Raw genomic sequence first — 16,477 nt, forward strand, 5'->3', positions numbered from 1 at the left:
GTCTGCTTTGTCGCGCCGCTCGTGAATGGAATGACCATTCACTTCGCGCCGCTTCGCACCCGGAGACAGGCGCAGCCTGGGCTTCGCCATCTGCGCGTGCATCCCGCAAAGTCCCGTCGCGACCGCGCAGGACTTAATCAGAGGTTCCCTAAAAGATAGCCGATGTTGCCCGCGAACATCCGCTCCGAATTCGCGGCGATTCTCGCGGCGGACCGTTTCTATACCGATCCGGTGGATTGCTATACCTATTCGTATGACAACACGCGCAAAATCTTTCCGCCGGACGCGGTCGCGTTTCCCCTCGACAGCGAAGAAGTGCAGCGTCTGCTGGCGCTATGCAACAAGCATAACATCGCCGTTACCGCGCGCGGCCGCGGCACCGGAACCGCGGGCGGCAGCTTGCCGGAGCAGGGCGGCCTGGTCCTGTCTCTTGAACGGATGCGCAAGATCGTCGCGATCGATGCAGCCAATCGGGTGATCGTCGCGCAGCCCGGCGTGCTGAACGAAGAAGTGCAGCGTGCGGCGCGCCCATACGGCTTGTTCTGGCCGCCCGATCCTTCCAGCGCTGCGTACTCGAGCATCGGCGGAAATCTCGCGACTTCAGCCGGTGGTCCGCACGCGATCAAATACGGAACGACGCGCGACAATGTGCTCGGCCTGAAAGCCGTCACAGCCGACGGCGCGCTGCTTGAAGCCGGCTGCTACACCACGAAAGGTGTGGTCGGCTACGATTTGACCCGGCTGCTCATCGGCTCCGAAGGAACACTGGCGGTTATTGTCGAGGCGACACTGAAGCTCATTCCGCTTCCCGCAGCGATCGGCGGCGTCACCGCTTTTTATCGTGATGTCGCTAGCTGCGCCAAGGCGGTTTCGGCGATTATGGCGCAGCCTTTAACGCCGAGCGCGCTGGAATTTCTCGACACCGGCGCGCTGGCGCTGATACGCGGACGCTACCCCGACATGCTGCCGTCCGATGCGCGCGCGCTGTTGATGATAGAAGTGGACGGCTCCACGCAATCGATCGGCGACGACATCGCAGCGATGATCGCAGCGTGCCGCAATAGCGGGCTGCTGCGAGCCGAAGCTGTCGCCGACGCCGCCGCACTGTGGGCGGCACGCAAAGCCCTGTCCCCGCTATTGCGCGACATCGCGCCGAAAAAGATCAATGAAGATATCGTCGTTCCGGTATCGAGGCTCGCCGAATTGATGGAAGGGCTGGCCGCACTCAGCGGGCGCCACGGCATCGCCAACGTTAATTTCGGCCATGCCGGCAACGGCAACATTCATGTCAATCTGCTCGTTGACTCGCGGAATGTCGAACAGATGCGCCGGGCCGAAGTGTGTCTCGATCAGGTATTCGATCTCGTCCTGGCGCTGAACGGAACCTTATCCGGCGAGCACGGCGTTGGCAGCGAAAAGCGCGCTTTTATAACGAAGGAAATCAATCCCGCGACCTTGAGCCTGATGAAAGCCATCAAACGAAGTTTCGATCCGAACAATATTCTGAATCCCGGGAAACTCTTTCCTGTTTGAACTTGGCGCCTCCGGCCTGAAGCGGCGTCATTCCGTGGAGCGCTCATTTATCGCGCAGGACCAACTGAATTTTGTCAGGGTTCAGTTCGAGCCGCGAATATTGCAATTCATCACCGCCCTTGAGTTGGGCGGCGATCGCGAACGCGATGTTGGCGACGACCAGCGAGAGAAACACCCATTTCATGGCGATACCGGCGTGCGGCCCAGGACCAACAGGCCCTCGAGCACAAGATTATCCACGAGCTTGAGCTTCAGGTTAAGGTGCGGCCGCAAGGTCGCCGCGTCGCCGCCGCTGAGTATGCACACAGGTTTTCTTCCCCAGACTATCGATGCTTCCTGCGCCATTTGTTGTACCGCGCCAGCCATGGCTTGAACGGCGCCGCTGGCAATTGCGTCTCCCGTGTTCAGCGGAAAGTGCGCGAATTCGCCTGACTGCAAAGCCAGCGCGGCGGTATTTACCGCCAGCGCCTGCCGCATCAAGGTATAGCCGGGCACGATGATGCCCCCTATGAAGACGCCGTCGTCCGAAAGCGCATCGATGGTTAATGCGGTTCCGGCGTTGACGACCAGACAGGCGTCGCGAAGCCGATGTCGTGCGCCGATCAAAGCGGCCCATCGGTCGGCTCCGAGTTGACCGGGATTCTCATAGGAATTGCGTACACCGAACGCTAAGATGCTCGAATTCACCCATGTCGGAGGAACACGCCAGCGCGCGACTGCACCAAGCAACCCTGCCCGTACGCGTTCGCCAGCCACATTCACGATCATGATTCGTTCGGGCGCGGGCAAGGCGGCCCATGCTGTCGCCAATTCGGCAACGTCGCCGGCGCGGCCGCTCGCAATCCAATCGATATCGTTGTGCAGACCCCATTTTATGCGACTGTTGCCGGCATCGATCGCAAGTATCATTTGATGGGTTCAGCGGTCGCTGCAGCCAGGCGCAGAGCCGAGACTCATGCAGTTGGGCGCGGCATACAGTTCGCCGCTGTGGAAGTGCTTTTCGCCGGTCGCTGTTCGCAAACGCAAAGCGCCTTGAGCGGTAACGCCGAGCGCGACCCCGGTTTCGACTCTCTTCCCCGGCAAATCGAGTCGCACGGTTTGATTCTGAAAGGCATGCATACGCTGCCATTCCTCGCGGAACGCTGGAAATCCGCGCTTCTCGAAACGGTCGAGGACATCGACCAATTCATCGAGCAGTCGGGCGAATAATGGGTTCCGCGATGGGGCGGGGCTGTCACCCGGAGCCAGATGCGTCAGGTCGGCAGCCGGTTGGCCGATACGCGCCTTGATTTTATCCGGAAGCACGACGTTCAATCCGACGCCGATGATCGCGGTACCCGGTCCGAGTGCATCGCCCGAGAGTTCAATGAGAATGCCGGCAAGTTTGTGCTTGCGAATGAGCACGTCGTTAGGCCACTTCAACCCGGCATCCATACAACCGAAGGCGCGCAGGGCCCGCACCAGAGCGACACCGATCGCCAGGCTCAGGCCCGCCAGAAAGCCGGCGCCCGTCGCGAACCGCCAGGCAAGCGAGAACATCAGCCCTTGCGCGACTGCCGCCTGCCAGCGCCGCTCGAAGCGTCCCCGGCCGCCGCTTTGCCATTCCGCCGCGAGTACGCTGCCATGCGCCGCGCGGCCATCGTGCAGTCGGCGCAGCAATTCGCGGTTGGTCGAATCGATGCTGTCGACGAGTTGTAGATCGATGCCGCAGTGTTTTGTTTGCCGGCGGAGGTACGCCGGGTCGAGCCAATCGAGCTTTTCCCGAATGCGATAGCCTCGTCCCCGCACCGCATTCAGAGTGACGCCGATTCGATCCAGCGGCTGGACGGCCTGCCGGATGCTTGCACGCGACACACCAAGCTCGCACGCGAGTTTTTCCCCGGAATGGAACTCGCCATCGGTCAACACGCGCAGCAAGTCGAAGGTCAGCGGCTTCACGAACACAGCTTCGGTGCCTAGATAAGTCTGACCCGGGCAAATTTCCGCTTTCCCACCTGAACCACCGCATTCACACCCGACCCCAGCTTGAGAGCCTGATCACCGACTTTCTCGCCGTCGATTTTCACGCCGCCTTGCGCGATCATTCGCATCGCTTCCGAAGTGCTTGCACTCAGGCCGGCCTGCTTCAAGACCTGGCTCAGCGCCAGCTCGCCACCCTGGGTCCGAAGTGTGATTTCGGCGAGGTCTGCGGGGATTGCGCCCTGCCTGAAGCGCGCCTCAAAATCGGCCAAGGCTGCTTCGGCGGCGGAGCGGTCATGAAAACGCGCGACGATTTCCTGCGCGAAACGTACTTTGATGTCGCGCGGATTTTGTCCGGCGTCGACCGCGGATTTCCACGCCTCGATGGTTGCCGTGGATTCGAACGACAGGAGTTCGATGTAGCGCCACATGAGCTCATCCGAGATCGACATTAGCTTGCCGAAAATCTGTTGCGGCGCATCGCTGATGCCGACGTAGTTACCGAGCGACTTGGACATTTTGTTGACGCCGTCGAGGCCTTGCAGCAGCGGCATGGTCAATATGCACTGCGGCGGCTGCCCGACGTGCTTTTGCAACTCGCGGCCCATCAGCAGGTTGAATTTCTGATCGGTGCCGCCGACCTCGATATCGGTTTTCAGCGCGACAGAGTCGTAGCCCTGGATCAGCGGATAAAGGAATTCATGAATCGCGATCGCTTGATTGTTTTTATAGCGCTTGCCGAAATCATCGCGTTCCAGCATGCGCGCCACCGTATAAGTGCCGGCCAGGCGGATCAAATCCGCCGCAGTCATCGCATTCAACCAGCTTGAATTGAAAACGACTTCGGTACGCCCAGCATCCAGAATCTTGAATACTTGTTCCCGGTAGGATTTGGCGTTTTCCACGATCTGCTCGCGAGACAAGGGCGGGCGTGTCGTGTTTTTTCCGGTTGGGTCGCCGATCATTCCAGTGAAATCGCCGATCAGGAAAAAAACCCGGTGGCCGTATTCCTGGAATTGCCAAAGCTTGTTCAACAGTACGGTATGTCCGAGATGCAGATCGGGCGCGGTCGGATCGAAACCGGCTTTGACGCGCAGCGGCTGGCCCGAACCAATTTTTTGCCTGAATTCCTCTTCCACCAGGAGCTCGTCCGCGCCGCGTTTTATGCTGTCGATCTGCCGGCTCAAATCTTTGTAGTTTTCAGGTTTCACAATGCGGAATCAAGCATTTAGGGTTTGCCGAGTCCCGAAAGTCTGTTAAGCTCATATTGACATCAAGGTTTTTTACAACTCTTCCAAAGATGTTCAATCGAAAAAACACGATTTTAGCGCATAAACCTTCACCACTTCGTCAAAGAAGCGTGCGCCATTATCGACTCGCGGCGCTGGTTGGTTTGCCGCTTTTTGGGGTGGTCGCCGCTTTCGGGATTGCGCCCAACACGCAGGTCGATCACGTGCCGGTGCATACGGTTATCAGGAGTCTGAGCCTGCCGGAAACGATGGTGGTAGACCAAGGCAGTGAAGAATTCTGGCGTGAAGAAAGACTTGACCGGGGCGACACGGTCGCCGGCTTGCTCGCCCGTCTGCATGTGCATGACTCGGAGGCGATCAACTATCTGCGCAACGCGAAGGGCGCGCGATCACTCTACCAGTTGAAGCCGGGCAAGACCGTGCAGGCCAAAACCACGATCAAAGGCAATCTCCTGGCGCTGCGCTATGTGGAGAATGACAGCGAACTCGTCGTGATCGAGAAAGACGAGTCTGAGTTCACCATCGAGCGGCTGCCGCTCGAACTCGAGTCGCGCTTGCTCGTTGAAACGGGCGAGATCGACAGCTCGCTGTTCGCTGCGACCGACGCTGCCGATCTTCCGGATAGCGTTGCCATACAGCTCGCTGATATTTTCTCCGGCGATGTGGATTTTCACAAGGATTTACGAAAAGGCGACCGCTTCACCGTTGTGTACGAAGCTCTTTATCACCACGGTGAGCCCGTCAAGATCGGCCGCATACACGCTGCGGAATTTTTGAACGGGGACGACGTTTACCGCGCGATCTATTTCGAGGATGAGCGCGGTAACGGTGGATACTACACCCCTGAAGGAAAGAACTCGCGCAAATCCTTTCTGCGCTCGCCGCTCGAGTTTTCGCGTATCAGCTCGGGTTTCAGTAAAGGTCGCTTCCATCCGGTGTTGCAATCATGGCGAGCGCACAAAGGCATCGATTACGCTGCGCCGACCGGTAGCAAAGTCCGCGCGACCGCCGACGGGAAGGTGGCATTCGCCGGTCGCCAGGGAGGCTACGGCAACGTCATCATGCTCGAGCATGAGGACAAATACACGACGGTTTACGGGCACCTTTCGCGTTTTGCGAAAGATGTGAATGCGGGAGACAAGGTCGAGCAGGGGCAGGTCATCGGCTATGTCGGCAGCACCGGTCTTGCCACCGGCCCCCATCTGCATTACGAATTCCGCGTCGGCAGCGAGCAGCGCAATCCACTGCGAATGACGATTCCTGACGCCAATCCCATTGCGCCAGGTACGCGGGCGGCCTTCCATCAGATCGCCAAGCCCTTGCTTCAGCGCCTCACGCTGTTGCGTGAAACGACGGTTGCTGCCTTGGAGTAACGACTTCAATTCCGCCAAATGGTATAGCGGAGCGGTTTGAAGAAGCGAGGGCTGTCGGGCCGGGTTTGGCTTGGCGAACGCAATCATTGCCGGCGAGCAGGGTTAGCACACCGCCCGATTCTTGGATCTGTCCTTATGGTCCCGGCGAGCCTCGCCTCAGGCTGAGAAAGACGAACCGCATCCGCAAGTTGAAGTCGCCTGAGGGTTCTTGATTACGAACTGCGCGCCCTCCAAGCCTTCCTGGTAGTCGATTTCCGCGCCCACCAGATACTGAAAGCTCATCGGATCGATCAAAAGCGTCACGCCGTTTTTTTCCATTGCGGTGTCGTCTTCATTCACGGCTTCATCGAACGTGAAGCCGTACTGGAACCCCGAGCAACCGCCCCCGGTAACGAATACGCGCAATTTAAGTTCTGAATTGCCCTCTTCATCGATCAGTTGCCTGACCTTGGCCGCGGCGCTGTCGGTAAATATCAAAGGGACTTCCGTCATAGCATTCATTGAGGCTCCTGCCGGTATGGGTGGTGGGTGGAGAAACGACTAGGATTCCAGACCCGATGCTGATTTGAAGGACACGATTTTATCCGAAGTCTCGTCACTGTGCACGAGCTTGCCTTGAACCACTGCGCCCTGCTGAATCTCCATGCTCTTGTAACAAACATTGCCTGTGACATTGGCCTTTACCTGCAGTTCAACGTACTCGGAAGCGTGAATAGAGCCGAGCACCGCGCCATTGATGACGACATTGGACACGCGGATTTCACCCTCGATCCTGCCGAGCTCACTCAGGACCAAAGTCGCCATGCTGCCATCAGCGACGGTCACATTACCCTTGACGCAACCATCGATCCGCAAGCCGCCGCTAAAATTGATATTGCCCTCTATCGTTGTTCCGGCGCCGATCAGGCAATCGATACGGCTTTGCGTCTTTTTTGCTTTCTTCTGAAACATGAGGACCTCGCTCAGGAAAGGTTAACGGTTTCCGTCAGTCGAGCCTCCGCTGCGCCTTTTTCGAAGATCCTCACTTGCAGGCTGTCGACTACAGAATCAGGAGATACCTTGAAGCTGCCTTCAATCCGCTGATAAAATTTGAAGTTCAGGTCTTGCGATTTGTCGTTTTCGACCGGAATCGCCATCACGACTTTCTTGCCATCCTGTTGCAAGCTCACGATGAATTTCACGCTGCCTTGAAAATCGCGCAATCGTTGCCCGCTTTGTGTCAGCAGCAAACGATATCGATATTCTCCGGGAAGCGTCTCGCGTTCCACCTTGAAGCGGTTCACGTTAATGCTGGAATCCTTGCCCGGAGGCGACATCAATGCCTTGAATACGGCAATATCCTCCTTGAGTACGGCATTTTCCAGCGCCACCGTCCTTACCTGCTTCGCCAAATCGCTCGCAGTCGCCCGCTCGACCTCCAGGTTGCGTTCAAACGCGGCTGCAGTATGACGTAGTTTTTCGTTTTCATCGGTTAGGCGCCGGGAGGTTTCGCTGACGTCAGTCATGGCGTTGAGCGGTTCGATCCGGACGGGGCTGCCGAATTGTCGGCCGATTACGAAAGAACCCCAAATCAAGCCCGTATTCACGGAAATAAGGAAGACGAATATCGTCCAGCGCAAATACCAGGGATAGCGTGCGCGTACCGCGACGTGGCGAGCAGAAATTCCAAAGCGTTGTTTAAGCGCTCGCATCATGGGACCGCTCGCATCATGTGACGGGTATCAATTCCAAACCCGTAATCTCGGGCAGACCGTAGAGTAGGTTCATGTTCTGCACCGCTTGGCCGGCAGCGCCCTTAGTCAAATTGTCTATCACGGATAGCACGACGACTACCTTCCCATCCTGAGGCTGATGTACGGCGATACGGCACATATTGGCTCCGCGCACCGAACGTGTCTCAGGGTGGCTTCCAGCCGGCATTACGTCAACAAAATGTTCATTAGCATAACGCCTTTCGTACACTTCTTGCAAATCTACTTTAACTTTGATTCGCGCATATAAACTGGCATGAATGCCGCGTATCATCGGCGTCAGGTGTGGCAAAAACGTCACGCTTACGGGCTTGGCGGAAACGCTGCTCAACCCCTGCGAAATTTCAGGCAGATGACGATGGCCGCCTGCGGCATAGGCTTTGAAATTTTCCGCCGCCTCACCGAACAGAGTGTGCAACTCTGCTTTGCGACCAGCGCCGCTTACCCCTGACTTGCAATCGGCAATCAGAAAATCCGCGTCAACCAGGCCGGCTTCGAGCAGGGGCAAAAAACCGAGCTGAACCGCGGTCGGATAACAACCCGGATTGGCGATCAGACGTGCGGTGCGAATCTTTTCGCGATTGAATTCAGGCAAACCGTAGACAGCTTCCGCCAACAAGTCGGGGCAGGCGTGGGGCATTCCGTACCATCGCTGCCACTCTTCGGCATCCTGCAAGCGGAAGTCGGCCGCGAGGTCGATAATGCGGACGCCGCGATCGAGCAGCGGCCTGACGCGCTGCATGCTGATTCCGTTAGGCGCAGCAAAGAATACCAGATCGCATTCCTCAAGCTTCGCCTCATGCGGAGCGGAGAACGAGAGATCGGATACCCCGCGCAGACTGGGGAAGATCGCATCAATGCGGATTCCGGCTTCCCCGCGCGAGGTGATAGCTGTCATGTCGGCGTTGGGATGGCGGGCGAGCAAGCGGATCAGTTCGATGCCCGTATAGCCTGTGCCGCCGACTATCCCGATTTTGATCTTCGATGTTTTCATAGGTCCATAATAAGCCTGCACGGGAAAAACAAAAAAGCCGCCTCGCGGGCGGCTTTTTTTTGCGAATGAAATCTTATCGCTTCGAAAACTGTTTGCGTTTGCGCGCCTTGTGCAGCCCGACTTTTTTGCGCTCAACCTCGCGCGCATCGCGTGTCACCAGGCCAGCTTTGCTCAGGACCGGTTTTAAGGCGGAATCGTAGCTGATAAGCGCACGCGCGATGCCATGCCGTACTGCGCCTGCCTGACCCGACTCGCCGCCGCCGAAAACATTGACCATGATATCGAATGTCGATAGATGATCCGTCAGCGTCAAGGGCTGGCGAACGACCATTCTTCCCGTCTCGCGAGAAAAAAAATCATCGACCAGTTTGTCGTTAACCGTAATCTTCCCTTTGCCGGGCCGCAGAAACACCCTGGCTACTGCACTTTTGCGTCGTCCGGTACCGTAATTTTGGTTGACTGGCATGTTCGAAATCAGACCTTGAGAGTTTGCGGCTGCTGGGCGGAATGAGGATGTTCAGCGCTGCGATACACCTTGAGTTTGCGGAGCATGGCATAGCCTAGTGGCCCCTTGGGCAGCATGCCCTTCACCGCCTTTTCGAGTACTCTCTGCGGGAAGCGAGCCTGCATTTTGGCAAAGCTCGTGGCGTAAAGGCCGCCAGGATAACCGCTGTGGCGATAGTAGATTTTGTCCTCGGCTTTATTGCCGGTCACCCGCAATTTTCCGGCATTGACGACCACGATATAATCACCGGTATCGACGTGAGGGGTGAATTCCGGTTTATGCTTACCGCGCAAACGGCGCGCTATCTCCGCGGCGAGGCGGCCCAGCACCAAATCCGTAGCGTCGACTAAAAACCAGCCTCGCTTGACTTCGAGGGGCTTGGCAGAAAAAGTTTTCATTTTGCGAAACAAACCGGGCGCGGGAAAGCCCGCAATTTTAGGCCAGAGGGCAGGAAGTGTCAAACACGCGACCTCGTCTTTACAGGTCCCCGCATTGCAGCGCATCACACAGTCAAGACCGCGTCGTTGCGCGATGCCGCTGCAATTTTCTCAACCAGTGTCCGGTAAATTTCACCCAAAAAAAAAGCGCAATCTAGCGATTGCGCTTTAATATCCGCCGAAGAGGGAGGATGGAGGAGACAACGGTCAACCTGAACAAGCGTTGACTAGCCATATTATGCCTGAATCTGGTCATGCCCGACAAGAGTTTTGTTGCACTGCCGCACCTAACTGAAGGAGGAAAGCTTATACATGAAAGCACGAATCGAATGGATGGATGGCGCAAGCTTTCGGGGTGAGACGGAAAGCGGTCATTCTGTCGTGATGGACGGGCCAAGTGAAGCCGGGGGCCGCAATCTGGGCCCGCGCCCGATGGAAACTGTCCTTCTTGGAACAGGTGGTTGCACTGCGTTCGACGTCGTTCATATCTTGAAAAAGAGCCGGCAGGCTATCACTGACTGTGTCGTGGAAATCGATGCCGATCGCGCTCTGAAAGACCCGAAAATTTTTACACGGATTCACTTCCACTTTGTCGTAACGGGAAAAAACCTGAAACAACAGCAGGTCGAACGGGCAATCGGATTATCGGCTGAAAAATACTGCTCGGCGTCGATCATGCTTGGGAAAACGGCCCGGATTTCTCACGATTTCGAAATCGTGGAAGCTCGGGAAGGCAGTTCCTGGACGGGCTAAATCCAAAACGCCGTTTTCGTCATGACTTTTGACCCCATTGTCATGACAAGTCGAATCGGTAGTGGCAGCGGCGCGCCGCCGTCAAGAAGGGCTTGGGTCGCGTGACGCGCTTCATCTTCCCGCATTTGATCCAGCACGGCGCGGCTTTTTCGATCGGAAGCCGGTAAACGACTGAGATGATCGTCAAGGTGACGGACGACTTGCCGTTCGGTTTCGGCAAGGAATCCCAGATTCCGCTTGTCTCCCAACGCTCCTGCCGTTGCGCCGATTATCAGAGAGCTTGCGTAAAACAACGGATTCAACAAACTGGTTCGGCCTCCAAGTTCCGCGATGCGATGCTGCGTCCAAGCCAAATGCTCGGTCTCTTCGTCGGCCGCTTTCGAGAGAGAACGCTGCAGTTCCGCATTGCGGGCAGTCAAGGCTTGCCCCTGGTAAAGCGCCTGAGCACAGACCTCGCCGGTATGGTTCACCCGCATTAGCGCGCCGGCAAGACGTTTTTCGGACTCGTCAAGCGGATCCTGCGGAATCTCCTTGCCGGGGACCGGCCGCGATGACGCAGGTTTACCAAACAGCGTGCGCAAGGCGCGATCGAAATGACCGATTAATTTATCCATCGCGGAACCCCATCTGTCTGGCGAGTATGGTTATCGGATGCAAAACTTCGAGCTGCATACCGGCGCTCCTTACGCCCCCCGCTAAATGCAACGCGCAGCCGATGTTGGACGTGCACAGGACCGTAGCAGCCGAGCTGCTGAGCGCCGCAATCTTGTCTTGCAATAACGAGTTGGCCATTTCGGGCTGGGTCAAAAAATAACTCCCTGCAGCACCGCAGCACATCTCGTTCCCCGCAAGCGATTCGATGGTTACGCCGGGGATGCGTTTCAAAAGCCGGTAGGGATGAGCGTGCCCACTCAGCTTGTTTCGCAGTGTGCAAGGGTCATGTACGACAATGGTTTTGTTCGAGGGCGCGATGGCGATTCCGTTCCAGCCATCCGAATCAGCTACAAAACGGTTGATGTCAGTACAGCCAGCGAGGTCTGATACCGCGTCGCGATTCGCGATTAAACCGGGCACGCAACCAGAAGCTGTGCTGACGACCGCCACCAGATCAAGCTTCGAAAAAGCGCGTACGTTCGCATTTTCCAGATCATTCGCCGATCCGGTTTCACCGGCATGGCGATGCAAAGCGCCGCAACAGCGTTGTTCGCGCGGAATACGGACGCCATAGCCTAGCCGGGTCAGTACGTAAATCGCCGCGCTTAGCGTTGCCGTATCGACGTTGCGTGCGACGCATCCGAGAAACAATCCCACATCGCCGCGCGAAGTCCCGGCAGCCGGATAATGTTCACGCCATACGATTCCTTTCGAAAGGCGCGGCAGTTGCTCGTCGAGTTTATCGACCCGCAGTTTGCGCAGCAGCCCGGAGCGTCCTGCCACTCGCTGCACGCCACTAAGCTGATACACCCGAAGCATGCTGGCGAAGCGACTCATCCAAACCGGATGCGACAACAAGCCGAAGGCCAGTTTCCGCAGCAGGCGTTGCGGCAGCGTGCGTCGCCGCAAATTTTCTTTTTGCGAGCGGGCCTGGTTTAACAGCGTTCCGAAAGAAACCTGATTTGGACAGGCGGCTTCGCATGCGCCGCAATTCAGGCAGAGATCGATATGCTCGTCATACCGCTTATTAGCCGGTAGGCGTCCCTCGGCAACAGCCCTGATCAGGGCTATACGACCGCGCGGGGAATCCGCTTCGGACAACGTTTTCACGTAGGTTGGACAATGCGGCACGCAAAGCCCGCACTGAACGCAGCGATCAGCAAGCGCGATCAAATCAGGCGCGGCCAAATTATTGCCGCTGTTCGCTGAGGGCGGTAAATCGCTGATCTGCATGCCGGGATTATCGCACACGACCCAATGAAAAACGGGCACCCGAAGGTGCCCGCATTACCGCCCCTACGGGCGATTTAGGCCTTGACTAGAATGCGTGTCTGACGCCGAGCGCGAAACCGCTGGGATCGGAACCTACGCCGGCGCCGGCTAACGCATTTATACCGAAGTTGTACTGTGCGAGCCTCTCGTTATCGATGTAAGTATACAGCACGTAAACGTCGGTGCGCTTCGAGAAGCTATGGCTATAGCCTACCGCAGCAGCCTGACCGGCAAGCCCAGCCGTGCTGCATGCCACCCCGTTCGCCTTGCAATCTCCGCCGAAGCCTTTACCCCACGAAACGCGTATCGTTCCCGGCCCGATTTTATGCAGCAAGGAAGCATACAGTGCCTCCCGGTTGTATTCAGTCACAGCGCCCGCCGCGGTTTGGCCAACCTTATACTCGAGCCGTTCGGCAATCACGTTGAAGGTCGTCGTACCGAAGAAGGTATAGCCGACACCTGCCTTAAAGCCGCGGTCGTTCGACCCTTGATTGGTCGCCGAAGGATTTTGCAAGGCATTGTTGGTCAGACCGAAAAGGCCGAAATAGTCCTTGTGGTGCTCGTAGGTCAGATTCGCGTAGATCGGGCCGTTTTCGTACAATACGGCGCCAGACGCGATGGTCGGATTGATATTCGGGTTAGCGTTATCGGCAGACCGTTGCTCGTTTGCCGAATAGGCCAAACGCGCCGACAAGCCGGCGAAGGCTGGCGTCCAGTACTGCACGCTATTGCCTTGGCGACGGTCGAACGAAGCGTCAGGAGCGCCCGAGACAGCCGCGGCAGTTGTGATAGTCGTAGCCGGGACAGTAGGAACAGTCACCGTCACCGCAGGCGCACCGACGCGCCCGCTTTGCGTCGTCGTCGCGACTCCGAAGCCGGGTGTTCCATAAATCGTATCGCCATTGGCAATGCCCGTTGCATACCATGCATCCTGGCGCAGGGTAACGAATTTATATGGCGTATCCCAGAGACCGTAGAACACCGTGCCCCACGGACCGGTCAAGCCTAAGTTGCTATTTCGTCCGCCGAGATTACCGCCGCCGGAGTCAATGTTGAGGCCGGACTCAAGTTGAAAAATCGCCTTCAAACCAGCTATGCCCAGATCTTCCGTACCGCGAAACCCGATGTTCGACGAGTTGGAACTTACGCGGTTGCGTGATGTGAGGTCCGCGGCATTGCCAGCAGCGGGAGCACCGACCAAGCTGTTTCCTGCACCGCCAACCGTCGCATGGTCGCGTTCGACGTTCTCGAGATCGACGTTGAACGTCCCATAAATGACAACGTTGCTGCCTTGCGCATACGCGGCCAGCGGTGCCGCAAAGGCAGTTGCAACCGCCCACGCCAGCAATTTCTTGTGCATGAAATTCTCCTTTAGAATTAATACCGTCAGGGTGCCGCACCTTGCAAAGCCGCGCTTCGCGCCCCTATAAAATTCTGAACTTCTTTCTGAATCGAGAAGCCTAGGCAAATTCTCCCAAATTGGCGTTCGCCATAGCAAGCGATTTATGGGAAATCAATAAGATAAACAAACAAGTGTTGCTTTTCTGCAACATCGCTCGGAAATAACTTGGCCGGGCTATTCAGTGGAAAAACCTGGCGAGTTCGGCGCCGGGGTCGGGGTGGCGCATGAGCGCCTCGCCGATTAAAAAGCAGTGGATCGAATGGGCGCGCATCAAAGCGACGTGTTCGGGCGAGGCAATACCGCTTTCGGTAACGATGATCCGATCGGCGGGAATCCCGGTCGAAAGATGGAGCGTCGTATCGAGATTCGTTTCGAAGGTCCGCAGATTCCGGTTGTTGATTCCGATCAGCGGCGTTGCGAGCTGCAGCGCCGATCCCAGTTCGGCGCGATCATGAACCTCGACCAGCACTGCCATACCGAGGCACCGCGCCACATCTTCAAGCTCGCGCATCTGCTCAAGGCTGAGGACGGCGGCGATCAGCAGGATGCAGTCCGCGCCTAGGGCGCGCGCCTGATAGACCTGGTATGGGTCGATCACGAAATCCTTGCGCAACACCGGCAGCAAGCACGCGTCGCGCGCCAACTTCAAATGCTCATCGCTGCCCTGGAAAAACGCGCGATCCGTCAACACCGAAAGGCAGGCTGCGCCGTTTTGTTCGTAGGCGCGGGCGATTGCCGCGGGGTCGAACAGATCGCGCAGCAGGCCCTTGCTCGGACTGGCGCGTTTGATTTCGGCTATGACGGCAGCGCGGCCGGCTGCAATTTTCGCGCGCAAGCTCGCGACGAAATCTCGTGCAGAAGGCGCTGCTTCCGCTTCGCTGCGTACGGCCGCGACTGGTTTAACGGCGCGCGCAGCCGCGATTTCGTCCGCTTTTACCTCGGTGATTTCGCGCAGGATGTCGGACAAAGAACGAGACTCGCGTCAGGCCGCTGCGCTGAACTCGACCAGTTGCCGAAGTTTGGCGCGAGCCGCGCCGCTTTCGAGCGCAGTGCGCGCCTTGGCCACGCCGTCTTCGAGTGTCGGGGCAATGCCGCTGACATAGATCGCGGCGCCGGCGTTGAGCGCGACGATGTCGCGCGCCGGACCAGGCCGGTTGTCGAGCGCAGAGAGCAACATTGCTTTTGCCTGCTCACGATCCGGCACGCGCAACGCTGCGGGATCGGCCGCGGAAAATCCGAATCGCTGCGGATTCAGCGCATATTCGGTGATTGCGCCGCCTTTGAGTTCAGCGACATAAGTCTCCGCGCCGAGCGATATTTCGTCGATGCCATCGGCGCCGTGCACGACCATCACATGACGGCTGCCCAGCATCTGCAGTACGCGCGCCTGGATGCCGACGAGATCGGGATGAAATACGCCCATTACCTGATTGACGGCGCCCGCGGGATTAGTGAGCGGCCCCAGAATATTGAACAAGGTCCGCACCCCCAGCTCGCGTCGCACCGGCGCCGCGTGCTTCATCGCGCTGTGATGATTGGGCGCGAACATGAAGCCGACGCCGATTTCACGAATCGATCGCGCGACCTGCGCCGGACTCAGGTTGACATTGACGCCCAAGGCTTCCAGCACGTCGGCGCTCCCGCAACTCGATGAAACCGAACGACCGCCGTGTTTCGCGACTCTGGCGCCGGCCGCGGCTGCGACCAGGGCAGAGGCGGTCGAGATATTGAACGTGTGCTGAGCGTCGCCGCCGGTACCGCAGGTGTCGACGAGATGCGGTAGGTCGCCGACGTCTACCTTGGTCGCGAATTCCCGCATCGCGGCGGCCGCTCCCGCGATCTCCGCGACGCTCTCCTTTTTTACCCGCAAACCGAGCAGGATTCCGGCGATCTGCGTCGGCAGCACTTCGCCGCGCATGATTTGACGCATGAGGTCGAGCATCTCATCGTAGAACAGCTCGCGGTTTTCGATCAGCCTGTTGAGTGCGTCCTGCGGCTTCATCCGTTTTACCTGTCTATGACAATCGCATTAACCGCGCAGAAAGTTTTCCAGCAGCTTGTGGCCGCTTTCGGTCAGGATCGATTCCGGATGAAACTGCACGCCTTCGACCGGCAAGGTTTTGTGGCGCACTCCCATGATTTCGCCATCGGCCGTCCACGCCGTGATTTCCAGACAGTCCGGCAGGCTTGCGCGCTCGATGACGAGCGAATGATAGCGGGTGGCGATAAAAGGGTTCGGCAGCGTCCGAAACACCGACGTCTGGTGGTGATGTATCGGAGAAGTCTTGCCGTGCATCAACTGCCTGGCGTGAACGATTTTGCCGCCAAATGCCTGGCCTATGCTCTGGTGGCCGAGGCAGACGCCGAGGATAGGAAATTTACCGGCGTAGCGCTCGATCAGCGGCACCGAAATACCGGCCTCGTTCGGCGTACACGGCCCCGGCGAAATGACGATGTGCTCCGGCTGCATTGCGCCAACTTCATCCAGCGTGACCTCATCGTTGCGCACGACGCGGACCTCCTGCCCCAGCTCACCAAGATACTGCACCAGGTTGAAGGTGAAGGAATCGTAATTGTCGATCATCAGCAGCATA

The 16,477-nt window shown here is 57.7% G+C and carries 19 protein-coding genes; 3 read left to right on the forward strand and 16 right to left on the reverse strand.

Annotated elements, in window-relative coordinates:
* Positions 1-162: 162 nt before the first annotated feature.
* Entirely contained in the window at positions 163-1,533 is a 1,371-nt protein-coding gene (locus tag H0V78_10660; GenBank protein MBA2352211.1) for an FAD-binding protein, read from the forward strand.
* 43 nt (positions 1,534-1,576) lie between these two features.
* Here H0V78_10660 and H0V78_10665 read toward each other — a convergent pair whose 3' ends face one another.
* The 4 genes from H0V78_10665 to H0V78_10680 are packed head-to-tail and all read right to left on the reverse strand — an operon-like array spanning position 1,577 to position 4,679.
* Positions 1,577-1,717, reverse strand: a complete 141-nt coding sequence (locus H0V78_10665) for a hypothetical protein (protein MBA2352212.1) — start codon at positions 1,715-1,717, stop codon at positions 1,577-1,579.
* On the reverse strand, positions 1,714-2,442 hold the full coding sequence (locus H0V78_10670) for a type III pantothenate kinase (GenBank protein MBA2352213.1): 729 nt from the start codon (positions 2,440-2,442) through the stop codon (positions 1,714-1,716). Before H0V78_10670 ends, H0V78_10665 begins: the two co-directional genes overlap by 4 nt.
* Positions 2,443-2,451: 9 nt before the next feature.
* Complete coding sequence (locus H0V78_10675; protein MBA2352214.1) at positions 2,452-3,471, reverse strand: biotin--[acetyl-CoA-carboxylase] ligase; 1,020 nt, start codon at positions 3,469-3,471, stop codon at positions 2,452-2,454.
* A gap of 17 nt (positions 3,472-3,488) precedes the next feature.
* On the reverse strand, positions 3,489-4,679 hold the full coding sequence (locus H0V78_10680) for a tyrosine--tRNA ligase (protein MBA2352215.1): 1,191 nt from the start codon (positions 4,677-4,679) through the stop codon (positions 3,489-3,491).
* Between the two features lie 113 nt (positions 4,680-4,792).
* Between H0V78_10680 and H0V78_10685 the strand changes: the two genes are divergently transcribed.
* Positions 4,793-6,115: a M23 family metallopeptidase gene (locus tag H0V78_10685; GenBank protein ID MBA2352216.1), complete on the forward strand. Its 1,323-nt coding sequence runs from the start codon at positions 4,793-4,795 to the stop codon at positions 6,113-6,115.
* 156 nt (positions 6,116-6,271) lie between these two features.
* On the opposite strand, the gene erpA is transcribed toward H0V78_10685, so the two are convergent.
* The 6 genes from erpA to rplM all read right to left on the reverse strand — a co-directional run bounded on the left by erpA (position 6,272) and on the right by rplM (position 9,763).
* The gene (gene erpA / locus H0V78_10690; GenBank protein MBA2352217.1) at positions 6,272-6,616 is read right to left on the reverse strand and encodes an iron-sulfur cluster insertion protein ErpA; all 345 of its coding nucleotides are present in this window, start codon (positions 6,614-6,616) and stop codon (positions 6,272-6,274) included.
* A 39-nt stretch (positions 6,617-6,655) separates the two neighbouring features.
* Positions 6,656-7,066 carry a polymer-forming cytoskeletal protein gene (locus H0V78_10695; GenBank protein MBA2352218.1) on the reverse strand — a complete coding sequence of 137 codons (411 nt, stop codon included), beginning with the start codon at positions 7,064-7,066 and terminating at the stop codon, positions 6,656-6,658.
* An 11-nt stretch (positions 7,067-7,077) separates the two neighbouring features.
* Positions 7,078-7,809 (reverse strand): hypothetical protein, encoded by a 732-nt coding sequence (locus tag H0V78_10700; GenBank protein ID MBA2352219.1) that lies wholly within the window; start codon positions 7,807-7,809, stop codon positions 7,078-7,080.
* A gap of 13 nt (positions 7,810-7,822) precedes the next feature.
* Complete coding sequence (locus H0V78_10705) at positions 7,823-8,860, reverse strand: N-acetyl-gamma-glutamyl-phosphate reductase (GenBank protein MBA2352220.1); 1,038 nt, start codon at positions 8,858-8,860, stop codon at positions 7,823-7,825.
* A 73-nt stretch (positions 8,861-8,933) separates the two neighbouring features.
* Complete coding sequence (gene rpsI, locus H0V78_10710; protein ID MBA2352221.1) at positions 8,934-9,326, reverse strand: 30S ribosomal protein S9; 393 nt, start codon at positions 9,324-9,326, stop codon at positions 8,934-8,936.
* A gap of 8 nt (positions 9,327-9,334) precedes the next feature.
* A complete protein-coding gene (gene rplM, locus H0V78_10715; GenBank protein MBA2352222.1) occupies positions 9,335-9,763 on the reverse strand; it encodes a 50S ribosomal protein L13 in 429 nt (142 codons plus the stop codon).
* A gap of 351 nt (positions 9,764-10,114) precedes the next feature.
* Between rplM and H0V78_10720 the strand changes: the two genes are divergently transcribed.
* Entirely contained in the window at positions 10,115-10,555 is a 441-nt protein-coding gene (locus H0V78_10720) for an OsmC family protein (GenBank protein ID MBA2352223.1), read from the forward strand.
* Here H0V78_10720 and coq7 read toward each other — a convergent pair.
* The 6 genes from coq7 to H0V78_10750 form a co-directional block, all read right to left on the reverse strand.
* Entirely contained in the window at positions 10,552-11,169 is a 618-nt protein-coding gene (coq7, locus tag H0V78_10725; GenBank protein ID MBA2352224.1) for a 2-polyprenyl-3-methyl-6-methoxy-1,4-benzoquinone monooxygenase, read from the reverse strand. The two genes, H0V78_10720 and coq7, sit on opposite strands and share 4 nt — an antisense overlap.
* Positions 11,162-12,460, reverse strand: coding sequence for a (Fe-S)-binding protein (locus tag H0V78_10730; GenBank protein MBA2352225.1), 1,299 nt, complete (start codon positions 12,458-12,460; stop codon positions 11,162-11,164). The genes coq7 and H0V78_10730 overlap by 8 nt, the downstream gene beginning before the upstream one ends.
* 67 nt (positions 12,461-12,527) lie before the next feature.
* Complete coding sequence (locus H0V78_10735) at positions 12,528-13,841, reverse strand: porin (GenBank protein ID MBA2352226.1); 1,314 nt, start codon at positions 13,839-13,841, stop codon at positions 12,528-12,530.
* A gap of 220 nt (positions 13,842-14,061) precedes the next feature.
* Positions 14,062-14,850: an indole-3-glycerol phosphate synthase TrpC gene (gene trpC, locus H0V78_10740; GenBank protein ID MBA2352227.1), complete on the reverse strand. Its 789-nt coding sequence runs from the start codon at positions 14,848-14,850 to the stop codon at positions 14,062-14,064.
* Between the two features lie 15 nt (positions 14,851-14,865).
* On the reverse strand, positions 14,866-15,885 hold the full coding sequence (trpD, locus tag H0V78_10745) for an anthranilate phosphoribosyltransferase (protein ID MBA2352228.1): 1,020 nt from the start codon (positions 15,883-15,885) through the stop codon (positions 14,866-14,868).
* Positions 15,886-15,912: 27 nt separating this feature from the next.
* Entirely contained in the window at positions 15,913-16,476 is a 564-nt protein-coding gene (locus tag H0V78_10750) for an aminodeoxychorismate/anthranilate synthase component II (GenBank protein MBA2352229.1), read from the reverse strand.
* Position 16,477 lies beyond the last annotated feature (1 nt).

It is taken from the genome of Burkholderiales bacterium, from assembly GCA_013695435.1.
Classification (GTDB): domain Bacteria; phylum Pseudomonadota; class Gammaproteobacteria; order Burkholderiales; family JACMKV01; genus JACMKV01.